This window comes from Leifsonia sp. Leaf264, assembly GCF_001422325.1.
Taxonomy (GTDB): domain Bacteria; phylum Actinomycetota; class Actinomycetes; order Actinomycetales; family Microbacteriaceae; genus Orlajensenia.
In genome coordinates, this window is record NZ_LMMR01000004.1 from 635099 (window position 1) to 652788 (window position 17690).

At 69.4% G+C, this 17690-nt stretch carries 17 protein-coding genes; 16 read left to right on the forward strand and 1 reads right to left on the reverse strand.

Features of this window, described 5'->3' with window-relative positions; all coding sequences use genetic code 11:
* The first annotated feature begins 4 nt into the window (after positions 1–4).
* From mltG to nusB, 8 genes are all read left to right on the forward strand, one after another.
* Positions 5–1429: an endolytic transglycosylase MltG gene (gene mltG / locus ASF30_RS08375; RefSeq protein ID WP_235480304.1), complete on the forward strand. Its 1425-nt coding sequence runs from the start codon at positions 5–7 to the stop codon at positions 1427–1429.
* Position 1430: 1 nt separating this feature from the next.
* Positions 1431–2267: a shikimate dehydrogenase gene (locus ASF30_RS08380; protein WP_082467645.1), complete on the forward strand. Its 837-nt coding sequence runs from the start codon at positions 1431–1433 to the stop codon at positions 2265–2267.
* An 80-nt stretch (positions 2268–2347) separates the two neighbouring features.
* Positions 2348–3541 carry a chorismate synthase gene (gene aroC / locus ASF30_RS08385; protein ID WP_055904473.1) on the forward strand — a complete coding sequence of 398 codons (1194 nt, stop codon included), beginning with the start codon at positions 2348–2350 and terminating at the stop codon, positions 3539–3541.
* On the forward strand, positions 3538–4050 hold the full coding sequence (locus ASF30_RS08390) for a shikimate kinase (RefSeq protein ID WP_235480305.1): 513 nt from the start codon (positions 3538–3540) through the stop codon (positions 4048–4050). Before aroC ends, ASF30_RS08390 begins: the two co-directional genes overlap by 4 nt.
* Positions 4047–5120: a 3-dehydroquinate synthase gene (aroB, locus tag ASF30_RS08395; RefSeq protein WP_055904476.1), complete on the forward strand. Its 1074-nt coding sequence runs from the start codon at positions 4047–4049 to the stop codon at positions 5118–5120. Before ASF30_RS08390 ends, aroB begins: the two co-directional genes overlap by 4 nt.
* Positions 5121–5131: 11 nt before the next feature.
* Positions 5132–5581, forward strand: a complete 450-nt coding sequence (locus ASF30_RS08400) for a type II 3-dehydroquinate dehydratase (protein ID WP_055904478.1) — start codon at positions 5132–5134, stop codon at positions 5579–5581.
* Between the two features lie 79 nt (positions 5582–5660).
* Positions 5661–6224, forward strand: a complete 564-nt coding sequence (gene efp, locus ASF30_RS08405; RefSeq protein WP_055818178.1) for an elongation factor P — start codon at positions 5661–5663, stop codon at positions 6222–6224.
* Positions 6224–6637 (forward strand): transcription antitermination factor NusB, encoded by a 414-nt coding sequence (nusB, locus tag ASF30_RS08410; RefSeq protein WP_055904480.1) that lies wholly within the window; start codon positions 6224–6226, stop codon positions 6635–6637. Before efp ends, nusB begins: the two co-directional genes overlap by 1 nt.
* Positions 6638–6679: 42 nt before the next feature.
* On the opposite strand, the gene ASF30_RS08415 is transcribed toward nusB, so the two are convergent.
* A complete protein-coding gene (locus tag ASF30_RS08415; protein ID WP_157497075.1) occupies positions 6680–7963 on the reverse strand; it encodes a glycosyltransferase in 1284 nt (427 codons plus the stop codon).
* A gap of 130 nt (positions 7964–8093) precedes the next feature.
* Here ASF30_RS08415 and pyrR point away from each other — a divergent pair, with 130 nt between their 5' ends.
* The 8 genes from pyrR to gmk are packed head-to-tail and all read left to right on the forward strand — an operon-like array spanning position 8094 to position 17658.
* On the forward strand, positions 8094–8636 hold the full coding sequence (pyrR, locus tag ASF30_RS08420; RefSeq protein WP_055904875.1) for a bifunctional pyr operon transcriptional regulator/uracil phosphoribosyltransferase PyrR: 543 nt from the start codon (positions 8094–8096) through the stop codon (positions 8634–8636).
* A complete protein-coding gene (locus tag ASF30_RS08425) occupies positions 8633–9580 on the forward strand; it encodes an aspartate carbamoyltransferase catalytic subunit (protein WP_055904486.1) in 948 nt (315 codons plus the stop codon). Before pyrR ends, ASF30_RS08425 begins: the two co-directional genes overlap by 4 nt.
* A gap of 5 nt (positions 9581–9585) precedes the next feature.
* Positions 9586–10917 (forward strand): dihydroorotase, encoded by a 1332-nt coding sequence (locus ASF30_RS08430; protein ID WP_055904489.1) that lies wholly within the window; start codon positions 9586–9588, stop codon positions 10915–10917.
* The gene (locus tag ASF30_RS08435; RefSeq protein WP_055904493.1) at positions 10914–11441 is read left to right on the forward strand and encodes a PH-like domain-containing protein; all 528 of its coding nucleotides are present in this window, start codon (positions 10914–10916) and stop codon (positions 11439–11441) included. The genes ASF30_RS08430 and ASF30_RS08435 overlap by 4 nt, the downstream gene beginning before the upstream one ends.
* Positions 11442–11443: 2 nt before the next feature.
* Positions 11444–12613: a glutamine-hydrolyzing carbamoyl-phosphate synthase small subunit gene (carA, locus tag ASF30_RS08440; RefSeq protein ID WP_055904496.1), complete on the forward strand. Its 1170-nt coding sequence runs from the start codon at positions 11444–11446 to the stop codon at positions 12611–12613.
* Positions 12613–15903 carry a carbamoyl-phosphate synthase large subunit gene (gene carB / locus ASF30_RS08445; protein ID WP_055904499.1) on the forward strand — a complete coding sequence of 1097 codons (3291 nt, stop codon included), beginning with the start codon at positions 12613–12615 and terminating at the stop codon, positions 15901–15903. The genes carA and carB overlap by 1 nt, the downstream gene beginning before the upstream one ends.
* Entirely contained in the window at positions 15900–16757 is an 858-nt protein-coding gene (gene pyrF / locus ASF30_RS08450) for an orotidine-5'-phosphate decarboxylase (RefSeq protein WP_055904502.1), read from the forward strand. The genes carB and pyrF overlap by 4 nt, the downstream gene beginning before the upstream one ends.
* Complete coding sequence (gene gmk / locus ASF30_RS08455) at positions 16750–17658, forward strand: guanylate kinase (protein WP_055904505.1); 909 nt, start codon at positions 16750–16752, stop codon at positions 17656–17658. The genes pyrF and gmk overlap by 8 nt, the downstream gene beginning before the upstream one ends.
* Positions 17659–17690: the final 32 nt, after the last annotated feature.

Here is a 17690-nt window from a genome sequence, read left to right on the forward strand (position 1 = left end):
AGACTTGTCGAATGACACCCCCGTCCCCCCGGACGGAGATCGTGAACCGCGCGACGACGCGCAGGACCAGGCGGCGGCCCCCAACGACGGCGGCATCAGCTGGAACGACCTCCTCGCCGGACGCACGCCGGCAGCCGGCAACCCGGTCGCGCCGGAGGCTGCAGCATCCGTTCCCCCCGTGCAGCCGCAGTCGCGGCGCGAGGCCCGAGAGGCGGCAGCCGCTGCGGCGGAGGCGCCCGTGACGGGACCGACCCCGACGGCCGAGCCGGTCCCGGGCACCGGACCCGTCGTGCTGCAGCCCACGAACGGCTCGCGCGCTCAACGTCGGTCGCAGCGCACCGAGCTCTACCCCGAACGCGAGAAGCGCGGCCGCGGCCGCGGCGCCGTCGTCGGATGCCTTGTGATCCTGCTCGTGCTCGTCGGCGCAGGCGTCGGCGCCTGGTTCGCCCTGCAGGGACCGATCCAGGCCTTCATCGCCTCGACGCAGCCCGCGGCCGACTACACCGGCAGCGGCACAGGCGACGTGAACTTCGTCATCAAGGACGGCGACATCGGCGCCGACATCGCCAAGAACCTCCACAGCGACGGCATCACGGCGTCGTTCGATGCGTTCTACGACCTGCTGCTGGCGCAGAAGTCGGCTCCGGTCTTCCAGCCCGGCGCCTATGCCATGCACAAGAAGATGAGTGCGGCATCCGCTCTCTCGGCCCTCGAAGACCCGGACAACAGGCTCGAGAACACTGTCGTCGTGCCCGAAGGCACCGCAGCGGTCGACGTGTACTCGCTGATCGCCGAGGGCACGAAGATTCCGCTGGAAGACGTGCAGAGCGCGGCGAAGGACGTGGCATCGTTCGGGCTGCCGGCCGAGGCCAAGACCCTCGAGGGCTTCCTGTTCCCGGCCACGTACACCTTCGACCCCGGCGTCACGGCGCCCGAGGCCCTGAAGACGATGGTCGATCGGTCGTTCCAGGCGCTCGACGAGGCCGGCGTGCCGGCCGACAAGCGCTGGGACACCATCAGGCTCGCCTCGCTCGTGCAGAAGGAGGCCGGCCTCCGAGAGGACTACTACAAGGTGTCGCGGGTGTTCCTCAACCGCCTCGCCCAGGGCTGGAAGCTCCAGTCGGATGCGACGGTCGCCTACGGAACCGGCAACACCCACGTCGTCACCACGACCGACGCCGAACGAGCCGACGAGAGCAACCTCTACAACACCTACGTGTACGACGGACTTCCGATCGGCCCGATCTCGAATCCGGGCGACCTCGCGATCGACGCTGCGCTGCATCCGGCAGACGGACCGTGGATGTTCTTCGTCACCTGGAACCTCGACACCGGCGAGACGATCTTCTCCGAGACCGCCGAGGAGCACGACGCGGCCGTCGCCAAGTGGCTGGCCTGGATGGACGAGCACCCGGAGTACGGTGGCTGACGTGGCGGTGCCGTTCGGCAGCAGGCTGGCCGTGCTCGGGTCGCCGATAGCCCACTCGAAGTCGCCGGCCCTGCACGCCGCCGCCTACGCAGCACTCGGCCTGGACTGGAGCTATGAGCGCCACGAGGTCGACGAGGCGGGCTTCGACGCCCTCCTCGACGACAGGACCGCCGGGTGGCGGGGGCTCTCCCTCACGATGCCGCTGAAGGCCCGCGCCTTCGCCCGCGCCGACGAGCTCGACAGCGTCGCCGCGCAGACCGGCGCCGTGAACACGCTGGTCTTCGCCGCCGACGGCAGCTCGACGGGCTTCAACACCGATGTCGCCGGACTCGTCGAGGCCGTCGTCGAGGCCGGAGTCTCCACAGCCAGGCACGTCGTCGTCCTCGGTGCAGGCGCCACGGCGGCGTCGGCGATCGTGGCCGCGGCGAACCTCGGCGCCGAGCACGTGCACCTGGCCGTGCGCAATCCGGATCGCGGGCACCAACTCGACGGCCTCAGTGCGTCGCTCGGACTCACCCACGCCGTCAGCACCTTCGACGAACTCGACGGCGTCTCGGCCGAACTCGTCATCTCCACCCTGCCCGGCGGCACAGTGCTCGAGGCCGGGATCCCGCTGGCCCTGCAGCGCGACGCCCTGCTGTTCGACGTCGCCTACGACCCGTGGCCCAGCGCGCTGGCGATGAGCTGGCTGAAGCGCGGCGGTCGAGTGGCATCGGGACTCGGGATGCTGCTCCACCAGGCACTCGTGCAGGTGCGCGTCTTCGTCTCCGGCGACCCGCTCATCCCGCTCCCCGACGAGGCGGCCGTCCTGGCCGCGATGCGGGCCGCGATCTCCTGACGGATCACGACGGCGACGTCGTCCGTCGGCCGCCCGTCACACTGTCGGGGCGGTCTGCCGCCCTGTGGAAAGATGGATCCATGCTTCGTTGGTTGACCGCTGGTGAGTCTCACGGCCCCGAACTCATCGCCATGCTGGAGGGTCTGCCCGCCGGCGTGCCCGTCTCGCTCGACGCCGTGCGCGCTGATCTCGCGCGCCGCAAGCTCGGGTACGGCCGAGGCGCCCGCATGAAGTTCGAGCAGGACGAACTGAGCATCTCGGGCGGCGTGCGCCACGGCTACTCGCTCGGCAGCCCCATCGCGCTGCGCATCGGCAACACCGAGTGGCCGAAGTGGGCCGAGGTCATGAGTCCCGAGCCGATCGAGGCCGACGCTCTCGGCCGCGGTCGCGGAGCGCCGCTGACCCGTCCGCGTCCCGGCCACGCCGACCTCGTCGGCATGCAGAAGTACGGCTTCGACGAGGCCAGGCCCGTGCTCGAGCGCGCGAGCGCGCGCGAGACGGCCGCCCGTGTCGCCCTGGGAGCCGTCGCCCGCTCCTTCCTCGCCGAACTCGGCATCAGTCTCGTCGCTCACACCATCGCCATCGGACCCGTCCGGGTTCCCGAGGGGGCCGCTCTCCCGCATCCGAACGACGTCGATGCCCTCGATGCCGATCCGCTGCGCTGCTTCGACTCCGCGACCAGTGCCCTGATGGTCGCCGAGGTGGATGCCGCCCACAAGGACGGCGACACCCTCGGAGGCGTGGTCGAGGTCCTCGCCTACGGCGTGCCTCCGGGTCTCGGCTCGTACGTGCACTGGGACCGCCGACTCGACTCGCAACTCGCTGCCGCCCTCATGGGAATCCAGGCGATCAAGGGCGTGGAGGTCGGCGACGGATTCCTGACCACCACCCGCCGAGGCTCCGAGGCCCACGACGAGCTCGTCATGACCGACGGTGCCATCGACCGCGAGAGCGACAGGGCCGGCGGCACCGAGGGTGGAATGTCCACCGGAACAGTGCTGCGCGTGCGAGCCGGCATGAAGCCGATCGCCACGGTGCCGCACGCCCTGCGCACTGTCGACGTGGCGTCGGGGGAGGCCGCTGCCGCCCATCACCAGCGCTCCGACGTGTGCGCGGTCCCCGCAGCCGGCGTCGTCGCCGAGGCGATGGTCGCGCTCGTGCTCGCCAACTCCGTGCTCGAGAAGTTCGGCGGAGACTCGCTGCCCGAGACCCGGCGCAACCTCGAGTCGTACCTCGCCGCAATGCCGGCGAACCTGACGACCTCGCGACGATGACGCGCGCATCCGAGCTGCCCGTGGTCTTCATCGGACCGATGGGCTCGGGCAAGTCGCGCATCGGGCGCAAGGTGGCCGCAGCGCTCGGCGTGCCCTTCATCGACACCGACAGCGTCGTCGTCGCAGGCCACGGTGCCATCAGCGACATCTTCGACCGTGACGGCGAGGAGCGCTTCCGCGAGCTCGAGCGCGAGGCCGTCGCCCAGTCTCTCGGCGAGCCCGCCGTCGTCTCGCTCGGCGGTGGAGCGGTCCTCGATCCGCGCACGCAGGAGGACCTGCGCGGCACGACGGTGGTGCTGCTGACAGTCACTGCTGAAGCCGTCGCCAAGCGCATCCAGGGCGGCAAGCGTCCGCTCATCGCCGATGACGGCGTCGCGGCGTGGGAGCGCATCCTGGACGAACGCCGACCGCTCTACGAGGAACTGGCGACAGTGACCTTCGACACCTCGACGGGCTCGCTCACCGAGCTCGCCGCAGATATCGTGACCTGGCTGAAAGAGGACAAGTGACCGACACCGTCATCCCTGTGACCGGAGCCGACCCCTACGACATCGTCGTCGGAAACGGCGTGCTCTCGGGGCTCGCCGACAGGCTGGGCCAGAACGTGCGCAAGGTGCTCATCGTTCACGCGCCGACGCTCGGCGCCAAGGCCAACGAGTTGCGCGAGAGCCTGCAGGATCGCTTCGAGGTGCTGCTGGCCGAGGTTCCAGACGCCGAGACGGCCAAGCGGGTCGAGGTCGCCGCATTCTGCTGGCAGGTCATGGGACAGTCCGACTTCACCCGATCGGATGCCGTCATCGGCTTCGGCGGCGGCGCCGTCACGGACCTGGCCGGATTCGTTGCTGCGACCTGGCTGCGCGGCGTCAAGCTCATCCAGGTGCCGACCTCCGTCGCCGGCATGGTGGACGCGGCCATCGGCGGCAAGACCGGGATCAACACGGCGGAGGGGAAGAACCTCGTCGGTGCCTTCTACGCGCCGGCCGCCGTGTTCTGCGACCTCGACACCCTCGACACCCTGCCGAAGAACGAGATCCTCGCCGGCTTCGCCGAGATCGTGAAGGCCGGATTCATCGACTCGCCCGAGATCCTCGACATCATCGAGGCCGACGTCGACGCCGTCACGGATCCGTCGACGCCGCAGTTCCGCCGGGTGATCGAGCTCGCCATCGCCATGAAGGCGCGCGTCGTGAGCGAGGACTTCACCGAACAGGGCCTCCGCGAGATCCTGAACTACGGTCACACCCTCGGCCACGCCATCGAGCACGCCGAGCGCTATCAGTGGCGTCACGGTGCAGCCGTCTCCATCGGCATGGTGTTCGCCGCCGAGCTCGGCCGCCTCACCGGTTCACTCTCCGACGAGGTCGTCGACAGGCACCGCAGCATCCTGGACTCGCTCAGCCTCCCGATCAGCTACCCCGTCGGCCGGTGGAACACGCTGCTCGCGACCATGCAGCGGGACAAGAAGGCGCGGGCCGGAATGCTGCGCTTCATCGTGCTCGACGACCTCGCCCGCCCGAGCGTGCTCACGGCCCCGGAGACGTCCCTGCTGTTCGCGGCCTACCAGGAGATCGGCAGCTAGGCTGACCCATCATGACGACGATCCTCGTGCTCAACGGCCCCAATCTCGGTCGACTCGGCTCCCGCGAGCCCGAGGTGTACGGTTCCGCGAACCTCGACGACCTGCGTGCCGCTCTGGCGCAGCAGGTGACGGATGCCGGCAGCGGCGTCGAGCTCGACCTGCGCCAGACCGACGACGAGTCCGAACTGGTGCGCTGGTTGCATGGCGCCGTCGACTCCGGGTCGCCCGTCGTTCTCAATCCGGCGGCCTTCACCCACTACAGCTACGCCCTCCGCGACGCTGCAGCACTGGTCACCACGGCCGGGCTGGCGCTCATCGAGGTGCACATCACGAACCCGCACACCCGTGAGGAGTTCCGGCACACGAGCGTCATCAGCGGGGTGGCATCCGGCGTCATCGCGGGATTCGGATTCGACTCCTACCGCCTGGCCGTCGACCAGATTCTCCGTTCCCAGGCGTGAGAGTCTAAACTTCTCTGATGGCCCCGCGCGTTACGCGCCGTCGGCCGCGCAACTTCCCCAACTGAAACGGACACTACGCATGGCATCCACCGCTGACATCAAGAACGGCGTCGTCCTCTCGATCGACGGGCAGCTCTGGAGCGTGATCGAGTTCCAGCACGTGAAGCCCGGCAAGGGTGGCGCGTTCGTGCGCACCAAGCTGAAGAACGTCGTCACCGGCAAGGTCGTCGACCGCACCTACAACGCCGGCGCGAAGATCGAGATCGAGAACGTCGACCGTCGTGACTTCACCTACCTGTACGCGGACGGCGACGGCTTCGTGTTCATGGACACCGCCGACTACGACCAGATCACCGTCACCGACACCGTCGTCGGCGACGCGAAGAACTTCATGCTCGAGAACCAGGCCGTCACCGTCGCGCTGAACAACGGCAACCCACTCTACGTCGAGCTTCCGGCATCCGTCGTGCTCGAGATCACCTACACCGAGCCCGGCCTGCAGGGCGACCGCTCCACCGGTGGCACCAAGCCCGCCACCGTCGAGACCGGCTACGAGATCCAGGTCCCGCTGTTCCTCGAGACCGGAACCAAGGTCAAGGTCGACACCCGCACGGGCGACTACCTCGGTCGCGTCAACGACTAGTGAGCGCCCGCACCAAGGCGCGCAAGCGCGCCCTCGACATCCTGTACTCGGCCGACATGCGGCAGATCACGGTTCCCCAGGCCCTCGCGGCCGAGGCCGAGCGTGCCGTGAACGAGCCGGCTCGCGAGGCGAGCTGGCTCTACGCCCGTGAGATCGTCGACGGCGTCGTCGACAACCAGGCCGAGATCGACGAACTCATCGAGACCTACGCCCAGGGCTGGACCCTGAAGCGGATGCCGGCCATCGACCGCGCTCTCATCCGCATCGGCATCTGGGAGATCGTGTACAACGACCAGGTTCCCGACGGCGTCGCCATCTCCGAGGCCGTCGAGGCCGCCACGGTGCTGTCGACCGACGACTCGGCGGGGTTCGTCAACGGCCTGCTGGCCAAGATCTCGCAGGTCAAGGCGTAGCGCAGCCGCGCGTCGCCTGACGCGCCCGAACAGGCTGTGGCCTCACGCGGGGCGCGACGCGAGCAGCTCCAGCGTGTGAGCCACGACCTCCGCGGGTCCGTCGTGGCCGGCGAGACTGGCGGCGATGCGTTGGGCGTTGTCCTGGTACGACGGCTCCGTCGCGACGCGGCGCCAGCCCCGGAGAACGGCCCCCGGCTTCGGTGTGCCCGTGCGCAGGTTCACCCCGGCCCCGGCCCACGCCACACGGGCGGCGATCTCGGGCTTGTCGAGGTCACCGCCGGCTATGACCAGCGGGATGCCGTTGGACAGGGCCGCCAGCACTCCGCCCCACCCGCCGTTCGTGATCATCACGTCGACGTGGGGGAGCAGCTCCGCGTACGGAACGAGGCCGGCGACTCGTGCATTGGGCGGCACCGGGAACGGCAGCTGTGCTGCATCCGCGATTCCCGTCGACACGACGAGCGTCACAGGCTGCCGGCCGAGGGCGCCCATGGCCGGTTCGATGAGGTCGTGGGGATCGACGTTCAGCGTTCCCTGCGTCACGTGGACCACGGATGCCGTGGGCTCGAGCACCTCAGACCACCACGCCGGCAGCTCCCCGGTCGATCGCGGCGGCGTCGTGAGGGCTCCGACGAACACGACCTGCGGCGGCAGGTCGCTGCGGGGATACTCGAGCTCGGGCACTCCACTGGCGCAGACCAGGTCGGGGGAGTACCACGACTCCTCGAAGGCCGTCGCCGACACTGGAAGCCCGCAGGCCTCGCGCTGCTCGCTGTAGGCCGCGCTCATGCCCCGGGTCGCCAGGGGCAGCAGGCGTCGGAGGGCGGCATCCCGCAGGCAACCGGCGGGTCCCCGGGCCGGCGGGATCCCGAGGGACGGCGGCGGGAGCTCCCGACTCGGGATCGCCAGCGGCACGATGGCCACAGTGACCCAGGGCGACGCCGTGCGCTCGGAGGCCAGACGCGCACCCAGGCTGAGGTTGTCGGCGACGATCACGTCCCACGGGCGATCCCTCCAGGCGGCGACCAGGTCGTCGCTCTGCCTGGCCGCCGTTCGGATGAACAGGTGCTCGACGTTCGCGAGCATCTGACGCGGACCCTTGCGTCCCTTCAGCTCGGGAAAGGTGGGTTCGAGGTCGTGCTCGTCGAAGTCGGGGGCCGCACGCCAGGGCACGATCTCGGCACCCAGAGCCGCGAACACCGGGGCATGAGCCGAGCCCGTGTAGACCCGCACGGCGTGGCCGTCGTCGAGGAAGGCGCGCGCGACCGCGGCTATGGGCGCGACATGCCCGACGAAGGGCATCACGGCGATCATCACGTCGGCCATGGCTCATGCAAGCACAGTCGACGACGGATGCGAAAGGCTGCAGGCTCGGTCGGATCGTGCTCGTCGTTCGCTATGCTGGAGAGGTTGGCAACCTTTAAGGCCGTCCTGTGAGACGGAGAAGGGAGTCGGTCTGATGGCGCGCACAGTGCTGAATCACTCTGACATTTCGCGGGCGCTCACCCGCATCTCGCACGAGATCCTCGAGTCCAATCGCGGCTCATCCGATCTCGTCATCCTCGGCATCCCCACGCGTGGCACAGTTCTGGCCCGCCGCATCGCCGAGACCATCCAGCGCATCGAGCCCGACGCCCCGGCTCGGCTCGCGGGCTCTCTCGACGTCACCATGTACCGGGACGACCTGTCGCGCACCAGGACCCGCACCCCGGCGCCCACGGACGTCCCCGTCGGCATCGACGGCAAGACCGTGGTGCTCGTCGACGACGTGCTGTTCTCCGGCCGCACCATCCGAGCCGCCTTCGACGCGCTCAACGACCTGGGCCGGGCCAAGGCCGTGCGCCTGGCCGTGCTCGTCGACCGTGGCCACCGGGACTTCCCGATCCGAGCCGACTTCGTCGGCAAGAACCTGCCGAGCGCCACATCCGAGCGCATCAACGTGCACCTGAACGAGATCGACGGCAGCGAGTTCGTCTCGATCGAGGGAGGCGAGGAATGAGGCATCTCCTCTCCACGCGGGATCTGAGCCGCGACGAGGCGATCGAGTTGCTCGACATCGCCGAGGACATGGCCGACGTGCAGTTGCGCGAGGTCAAGAAGCTGCCGACGCTGCGCGGTCGTACCGTCGTCAACCTGTTCTTCGAGGACTCCACGCGCACGAAGGTGTCGTTCGAGGCCGCGGCCAAGCGCCTCAGCGCCGACGTCATCTCCTTCAGCGCCAAGGGGTCGAGCGTCTCGAAGGGCGAGAGCCTGAAGGACACGGCCCAGACCCTGGCGGCGATCGGCGCGGACGCCGTCGTCATCCGCCACGGATCCTCCGGTGCCCCGCTCGTCCTGGCCCAGAGCGGCTGGATCGACGCCGGCGTGCTGAATGCCGGAGACGGCACCCACGAGCATCCGACGCAGGCCCTGCTCGATGCCTTCACTCTGCGCCGTCGCATCCACGGACGCGCCTCGCGAGGACGCGGACTCGACGGCGTCACTGTCACCATCGTCGGCGACATCCTGCACTCCCGTGTCGCCCGATCGAACGTCTGGCTGCTCTCGACCCTCGGCGCCCAGGTGAGCCTCGTCGCGCCGCCGACCCTGCTGCCGGTGGACCTCGCGGCCTGGCCCGTCACCGTCGGCTACGACCTCGATGCCGCCATCGACGCCGACCCCGACGCCGTGATGATGCTCCGCATCCAACTCGAACGGATGCAGGCGGCGTTCTTCCCCAACAGCCGGGAGTATTCCCGCGCATGGGGTCTCGATGACGAGAGGTTCGCCCGGCTGCGGGCGGATAGCATTGTCATGCACCCGGGCCCGATGAATCGCGGCCTGGAGATCTCTTCCCGGGCAGCCGACTCTCCCCAGTCGAGTGTGCTCGAGCAGGTTGCGAATGGAGTTTCGGTGAGAATGGCCGCCCTGTACCTACTGCTCTCCGGCGAGAAGGGGGAGTAGGCGACATGGCCGAGTCCTACCTCATCCGCGGAGCCTCGCTGGCCGACGGCTCGCGTTCCGACATCCTCCTCGACGGCGGCATCATCGCCGAGGTCGGCAGCGGCGTCTCAGCCGCCGGAGCCACTGTCATCGACGCCGACGGCCTCCTAGCGCTGCCCGGCCTGGTCGACCTGCACACGCACCTGCGCGAGCCGGGCTACGAGCAGAGCGAGACGATCCTCACCGGAACCCGGGCCGCGGCAGCCGGCGGGTTCACGGCGGTCTTCGCCATGGCCAACACGGCCCCCGTGGCCGACACCGCCGGAGTCGTCGAGCAGGAGCTCGCCCTCGGCGAGGCGGCGGGCTACGCCACCGTGCAGCCGATCGGTGCCGTCACAGTGGGCCTGCAGGGTGAACGCCTCGCCGAGCTCGGTGCCATGGCGAGGTCGCGGGCGAACGTCAGGGTCTTCTCCGACGACGGCTTCTGCGTCTCGGATGCTCTGCTCATGCGTCGCGCCCTCGAGTACGTGAAGGCCTTCGACGGCGTCATCGCCCAGCACGCCCAGGAGCCGCGGCTCACCCAGGGCGCCCAGATGAACGAGGGGGCGCTGTCGGGTGAGCTCGGACTGGCCGGCTGGCCCGCCGTGGCCGAGGAGGCGATCATCGCCCGCGACGTGCTGCTCGCCGAGCACGTCGGCTCGCGCCTGCACATCTGCCACGTCTCGACGGCGGGTTCCGTCGACGTCATCCGCTGGGCCAAGGCTCGTGGCATCCAGGTCACGGCCGAGGTCACGCCGCACCACCTGCTGCTGACCGAGGACCTGATCGCCGGCTACGACGCCCGCTTCAAGGTGAACCCGCCGCTCCGCCGTCGCGAAGACGTCGAGGCCGTGCGGGCGGCGCTGGCCGACGGCACCATCGACATCGTCGCCACCGATCATGCACCGCATCCGTCGGAATCCAAGGAATGCGAGTGGGATGCCGCAGCCAACGGCATGGTCGGCCTGGAGTCGGCCCTCTCGGTCGTGCACGCCTCGGTGGTCGAGAACGGCCTTCTCGACTGGACGGATGTCGCCCGCGTGCTCTCCCAGACCCCGGCGCGCATCGGCCGCATCCGCGGTCAGGGCGAATCCATCGCCGTCGGCGGGGCACCCGAGATCGTGCTCTACGACCCGAGCGCCAGCCGCGAGTTCAGCACGGCCGACCTGGCGGGGCGCAGTGTGAACTCGCCCTACCTCGGCCGCACTCTTCCAGGACGCGTCGTGGCCACCTTCCACCACGGCTACGCCACGGTGCTCGACGGAGACGTGCGGGACACGGCCGAGATCGCGGCAGCAGCAGGGGCGGCACGAGCATGACCGACTACACGGTTCCCGCGATCATCATCATCGCCATCACGGCCCTCATCCTGCTGGCGATGTGGCTGGGCTGGCGCGGCCGCAACCGCCGCGACGTCCAGGTCGGCGCCTACCCGCTGCCGGAATCGGTCGCCGCCCCCATCGTCGGTGCCGACGGCTTCTACGTCGCCACCACGCAGCACGAGAAGCCGCTGGAACGCCTGAACATCCGCAGCCTCGGCTTCAGGTCGCGGGCCCGGGTGACGGTCGGCGCGGACGGCGTCGCCCTGGAGATCCCGGGGGAGGAGACGGCCTGGATCCCGAGCGACGCGATCCGCGGCGCCGGCCCCGCCACCTTCGCCATCGATCGGGTCGTCGAGCGCGACGGCCTCGTCTGCATCACCTGGGCCATGGCGGGCTCCGGAGATCTCGCCGACAGCTACCTGCGGGTCTCCGACCCCTCAGACCGCGAGCGCGTCCTCGACGCTCTCGCCCACATCCTCAGCTCCGCCCACGCGGACGCGACCGAAGAAAGCGAGGCCTGAACATGGCTGCAACCATCCCGAGCCCGGCCGTCCTCGTCCTGGAGGACGGGTCGCGCTACCGCGGCCGTGCCTACGGAGCCGAGGGCCGCACCGTCGGCGAGGCCGTCTTCTCCACCGGCATGACCGGCTACCAGGAGACCCTGACCGACCCGAGCTACGCCGGACAGATCGTGCTCCAGACGGCACCGCACATCGGCAACACCGGCATGAACGACGATGACATGGAGTCGTCGAAGATCTGGGTGGCCGGGTACATCGTGCGCGACCCCTCCCGCGTGGTGTCGAACTTCCGCTCCGAGCGCAGCCTCGACGACGACCTCGTCGCCTCGGGTGTGGTCGGCATCAGCGGCATCGACACCCGAGCCGTCACCCGCCACCTCCGTTCGGCCGGTGCCATGCGTGCCGGAATCTTCTCCGGGGCGGATGCCGCCCTCAGCGAGGCCGAGCAGCTGGAACTGGTGCGCAGCGGTGCCGAGATGGCCGGGCAGAACCTGTCCGGAGCCGTCTCGACGGCGGAGCGCTACGAGCTGCCGGCCACGGGCGAGCGGATCGGATCCGTCGCGGTGCTCGACCTCGGCGTGAAGACCTCGACCCTGAACTTCCTCGCCGAACGCGGCTTCGACGTGATCGTGCTGCCGCAGACCGTGACGGCGGAGGAGATCCTCGAACTCGAGCCCAGCGCGCTGTTCTTCTCCAACGGGCCCGGCGATCCCGGGGCGTCCGACCACCACGTCGAACTGCTCCGCACAGTGCTGCGCGCCGACGTGCCCTACTTCGGCATCTGCTTCGGCAACCAGCTGCTCGGCCGTGCCCTCGGCTTCGGCACCTACAAGCTCCCGTTCGGCCATCGCGGCATCAACCAGCCCGTCATCGACGTGTCGACGGGGCGGGTCGAGATCACGGCCCACAACCACGGCTTCGCCGTCGACGCCCCGTTGCACGAGGTGAGCGACTCCGCCGAGGGCTTCGGCCGGGTCGAGGTCAGTCACTACGACCTCAACGACAACGTCGTCGAGGGCCTCAACTGCCTCGACATCCCCGCCTTCAGTGTGCAGTACCACCCCGAGTCCGCGGCAGGTCCGCACGACGCCAACTACCTCTTCGATCGTTTCCGCGACATGGTGCTCGCGAAGAACTCGACGTCCGCAGCAACCGATGGAGACCAGAACTGATGCCCAAGCGTGAAGACATCACCAGCGTCCTCGTCATCGGCTCCGGCCCGATCGTCATCGGCCAGGCCTGCGAGTTCGACTACTCGGGCACTCAGGCCTGCCGGGTGCTCCGCGAGGAGGGCGTGCGCGTCATCCTGGTGAACTCCAACCCTGCGACGATCATGACGGACCCCGACTTCGCCGACGCCACCTACGTGGAGCCGATCACCTGGGAGGTCATCGAGACCATCATCGCCAAGGAGAAGCCCGACGCCATCCTGCCGACCCTGGGCGGCCAGACGGCGCTGAACGCGGCCATCCAACTGCATGAGAACGGCATCCTCGAGAAGTACGACGTCGAGCTCATCGGCGCCAGCTTCGAGGCCATCAACAAGGGCGAGGACCGCCAGATCTTCAAGGAGCTCGTGATCGAGGCCGGAGCGGATGTCGCGCGCAGCCACATCGCCACGACCCTCGACGAGGCCAAGGAGTTCGCCCTCGACCTCGGGTACCCCCTCGTCGTGCGCCCGTCGTTCACCATGGGCGGCCTCGGCTCCGGCTTCGCCTACGACGAGGCTGATCTCGTGCGCATCGCCGGCCAGGGCATCCACGACTCGCCCACCCACGAGGTGCTCCTCGAGGAGTCGATCCTCGGCTGGAAGGAGTACGAGCTCGAGCTCATGCGCGACACGGCCGACAACACCGTCGTCGTCTGCTCCATCGAGAACGTCGACCCCGTCGGCGTGCACACCGGCGACTCGATCACCGTCGCGCCGGCGCTCACCCTCACCGACCGCGAGTACCAGAAGCTGCGCGACATCGGCATCGACATCATCCGCGCCGTGGGCGTCGACACGGGCGGCTGCAACATCCAGTTCGCCATCGACCCGGCCGACGGCCGCATCATCGTGATCGAGATGAACCCGCGCGTCTCGCGCTCCTCCGCCCTCGCGTCCAAGGCCACGGGCTTCCCGATCGCCAAGATCGCCGCAAAGCTCGCCATCGGCTACAGGCTCGACGAGATCCCGAACGACATCACCCGCGTCACCCCGGCCAGCTTCGAGCCCACACTCGACTACGTCGTCGTCAAGGTGCCGCGCTTCGCGTTCGAGAAGTTCCCGGCGGCGGACCCGACGCTGACGACCACCATGAAGAGCGTCGGCGAGGCCATGGCCATCGGCCGCAACTACGCCTCCGCCCTGCAGAAGGCGCTGCGCTCGCTCGAGAAGAAGGGCTCGTCGTTCCACTGGGGCGAGGAGAGCCGCTCCCTCGACGAGCTGCTCGAGATCTCGAAGACGCCGACGGATGGCCGCATCGTGACCGTGCAGCAGGCACTCCGGGCCGGAGCCTCCGTCGAGCAGGTCTTCGACGCCACCAAGATCGACCCGTGGTTCATCGACCAGATCGTGCTCATCAACGAGGTGGCCGACGCCATCGCCGCCGCCGACACCCTCGACTTCGACACCCTGCGCTACGCGAAGGACCACGGTTTCTCGGATGTGCAGATCGGCGAACTGCGCGGCTTCGGCGAGGCCGGGGTGCGCGAGGTGCGTCACACCCTCGGCGTGCGGCCGGTGTTCAAGACCGTCGACACCTGTGCCGGCGAGTTCCCTGCGCTCACGCCATACCACTACTCGAGCTACGACGAGGAGACCGAGGTCGTCCCGAGCGACCGCCGCAAGGTCGTCATCCTCGGATCGGGCCCGAACCGCATCGGCCAGGGCGTCGAGTTCGACTACTCCTGCGTTCACGCCTCGTTCGCCCTCTCGGCCGCGGGCTTCGAGACCATCATGATCAACTGCAACCCCGAGACGGTCTCGACCGACTACGACACCAGCGACAGGCTCTACTTCGAGCCGCTCACGCTGGAGGACGTGCTCGAGGTCATCCACGCCGAATCGCAGTCGGGCGAGCTCGTCGGAGTGGTCGTGCAGCTCGGCGGCCAGACCGCCCTCGGACTCGCGAAGGGCCTGAAGGAGGCCGGCATCACGATCCTCGGCACCACGCCCGAGGCCATCGACCTGGCCGAGGAGCGCGGCGAGTTCTCCCGCATCCTCGACGAGGCGAACCTGCTCGCCCCCCGCAACGGCACGGCCTACGACGTCCAGGGAGCCGTCACCGTCGCCGAGGAGATCGGCTACCCGGTGCTGGTCCGCCCGAGCTATGTGCTCGGCGGCCGCGGCATGGAGATCGTCTACGACAGCGCTTCGCTCGCCGACTACTTCGACCGCATCGAGGGTCAGGGGATCGTCGGCCCGTCGCATCCGCTGCTCGTCGACCGCTTCCTGGATGACGCCATCGAGATCGACGTCGACGCGCTCTACGACGGCGAGCAGCTCTACATCGGCGGCGTGATGGAGCACATCGAGGAGGCCGGCATCCACTCCGGCGACTCGAGCTGCACCCTGCCGCCGGTGACCCTCGGTCGCGGCGTCATCGACCGCGTGCGCGAGGCGACCGAGGCGATCGCGCAGGGGATCGGAGTGCGCGGACTGCTCAACGTGCAGTTCGCCATCGGTGCCGGGGTGCTCTACGTGCTCGAGGCCAACCCGCGCGCGTCGCGCACCGTGCCGTTCGTGGCGAAGGCCCTCGGCATCCCGCTGGCCAAGGCGGCCTCGCTCATCATGGTCGGCCGCAGCATCGCCGAACTGAAGGCCGATGGCATGCTGCCCGAGGTCGACGGCTCGCGGGTGCCGTTCGACTCGCCCGTCGCCGTCAAGGAGGCCGTGCTGCCCTTCCGTCGCTTCCGCACGAAGGACGGCCAGATCGTCGACTCCGTGCTCGGCCCCGAGATGCGCTCGACCGGTGAGGTCATGGGCATCGACCGCGACTTCCCCCGCGCCTTCGCCAAGAGCCAGTTGGCCGCCTACGGCGGAATGCCGCTCGAGGGTACCGTCTTCGTCTCGGTCTCCGACCGTGACAAGCGGGCGATCATCCTCCCGGTCCTCCGGCTGCAGGAGCTCGGCTACCGCATCCTCGCCACAGAGGGCACGGCCGAGGTACTTCGTCGCAACGGCATCGCCGCCGGCGTCGTCGGGAAGTTCAGCGAGAAGGTCGACGTCGAGGCGGACTCGATCGTCGAGCTCATCCACCGCTCCGAGGTGCAGGTCGTCATCAACACCCCGAGCGGTCGTTCCGCACGGGCCGACGGCTACGAGATCCGGGCTGCCGCCGTGGCCGGCGACATCCCGCTGTTCACGACCATCGCCGAACTGTCTGCAGCCGTCGGATCGCTCGAGGCCGTGCGCGGCGGCTTCGAGGTCACCTCGCTGCAGGAGTACGCACTGCAGCGTGCGGCGGCGATCGCATGAGCGTGACCCCGTTCGGCGACAGGCTCGGAGCGACGTTCGACCGCTTCGGGCACCTGTGCGTCGGGATCGATCCGCACGCCTGGCTGCTCGACCGGTGGGGGCTCGAGGACAACGCCATCGGGGCCCGCGAGTTCGGACTCCGGGTGATCGGCGCCGCCCACGGGCGCGCCGGAATCGTCAAGCCGCAGGTGTCGTTCTTCGAGCGGCACGGCTCCGCCGGCTTCGCCGCGCTCGAACGCGTGCTGGCCGAGGCGCGCTCGGCCGGGGTCCTCACCATCGCCGACGCGAAGCGCGGCGACATCGGGTCGACCATGGAGGCCTACGCCGAGGCCTGGCTGCGGCCGGGTTCCCCGCTCGAAGCCGATGCCGTCACGGCGAGCCCGTACCTGGGAGTCGGCTCGCTCGCATCGAGCCTCGACTACGCCGCCGCCCGCGGCAAGGGCGTCTTCGTGCTCGCTGCAACCTCGAACCCCGAGGCGGCCCGGGTGCAGGATGCGCGGGTCACCACCACCGGGACGACCATCGCCGCCGACGTCGTCGGTGCGTTGACGGGCTGGAACGCCCAGCAGGGCGGGTCGCGGTTCGGTTCGGCCGGCGTCGTCATCGGCGCCACGGTCGCGTTGGCCGACTTCGGCATCGACATCGGCGCGGAACAGCCGACGGCGACCCTGCCTGTGCTCGCGCCGGGATTCGGACACCAGGGAGCCGACCCGCGCGACACCCGGAGGATCTTCGGGAATCTCACTCCGGGTGTCATCGTGTCGGAGTCACGCACCATACTGGAGGCGGGACCCGAGGGCATCGCGGACGCGATCGCCCGTCGCTCCGAGGAAGTGGAGTCGCATCGTGGCTGAATACGGCACGCCGCCCGAGGTCGATCGTGTGGCCGCATCCCGGGCCGCCGTCGCCGCTCGACGCGCGCGTGCCGCGGTCAAGGCCGCGATCGCCGACGGCGAGCGCAACCCGCTCGACGTTCTGCGGGTGGCGGGCGAGGATCCGGCGAGCGTCGAGGGCGGCATCCGTGTCACCGAATACCTCACCAGCATCCCGTCCATCGGCGTGACGAAGATGCACAGGTTCATGGAGGAGCTCGGCATCTCTCCGGCGAAGCGCCTCGGCGGGCTCGGCCGGCACCAGCGCCGTCGCCTGCGCGGCTTCCTGACCGACCGCCTCGCCTCCCAGACCGGCCGCAGCAATCGCCTCGTGGTCCTGGCCGGCCCCACGGCCGTCGGCAAGGGCACCGTGGCGGCGCACATCCGCACGAACTACCCCGACGTGCTGCTCTCGGTGTCGGCGACCACCCGAGCCCCGCGCCCCGGCGAGACTGAAGGCGTCAGCTACTTCTTCGTCGACGACGCCGAGTTCGACCGCCTCGTCGAGGCCGACGAGCTGCTCGAGTGGGCGACGGTGCACAACGCGCACCGCTACGGCACACCCCGCAGGCCCGTCGAGGAGGCGCTCGACTCCGGCCGCAGCGTTCTGCTCGAGATCGACATCCAGGGTGCTCGCAAGGTGCGCCGGGCGATGCCGGAGGCGTCGCTGGTCTTCCTGCTGCCGCCGTCCTGGGACGAACTGGTGCGCCGCCTGATCGGCCGCGCCACCGAGGACGGCCCGGAACAGCAGCGCCGTCTCGAGACGGCGAAGGTCGAACTGGCCGCCATCGACGAGTTCGATTTCGAGGTCGTGAACTCCGACGTGAGCACCGCCGCGCAAGAGGTCGTAGACTTGATGCAGACTCGCAGGCCGAAACGCTGACCCGTACGGCACCTGCCCATCTGTTTCGCGCG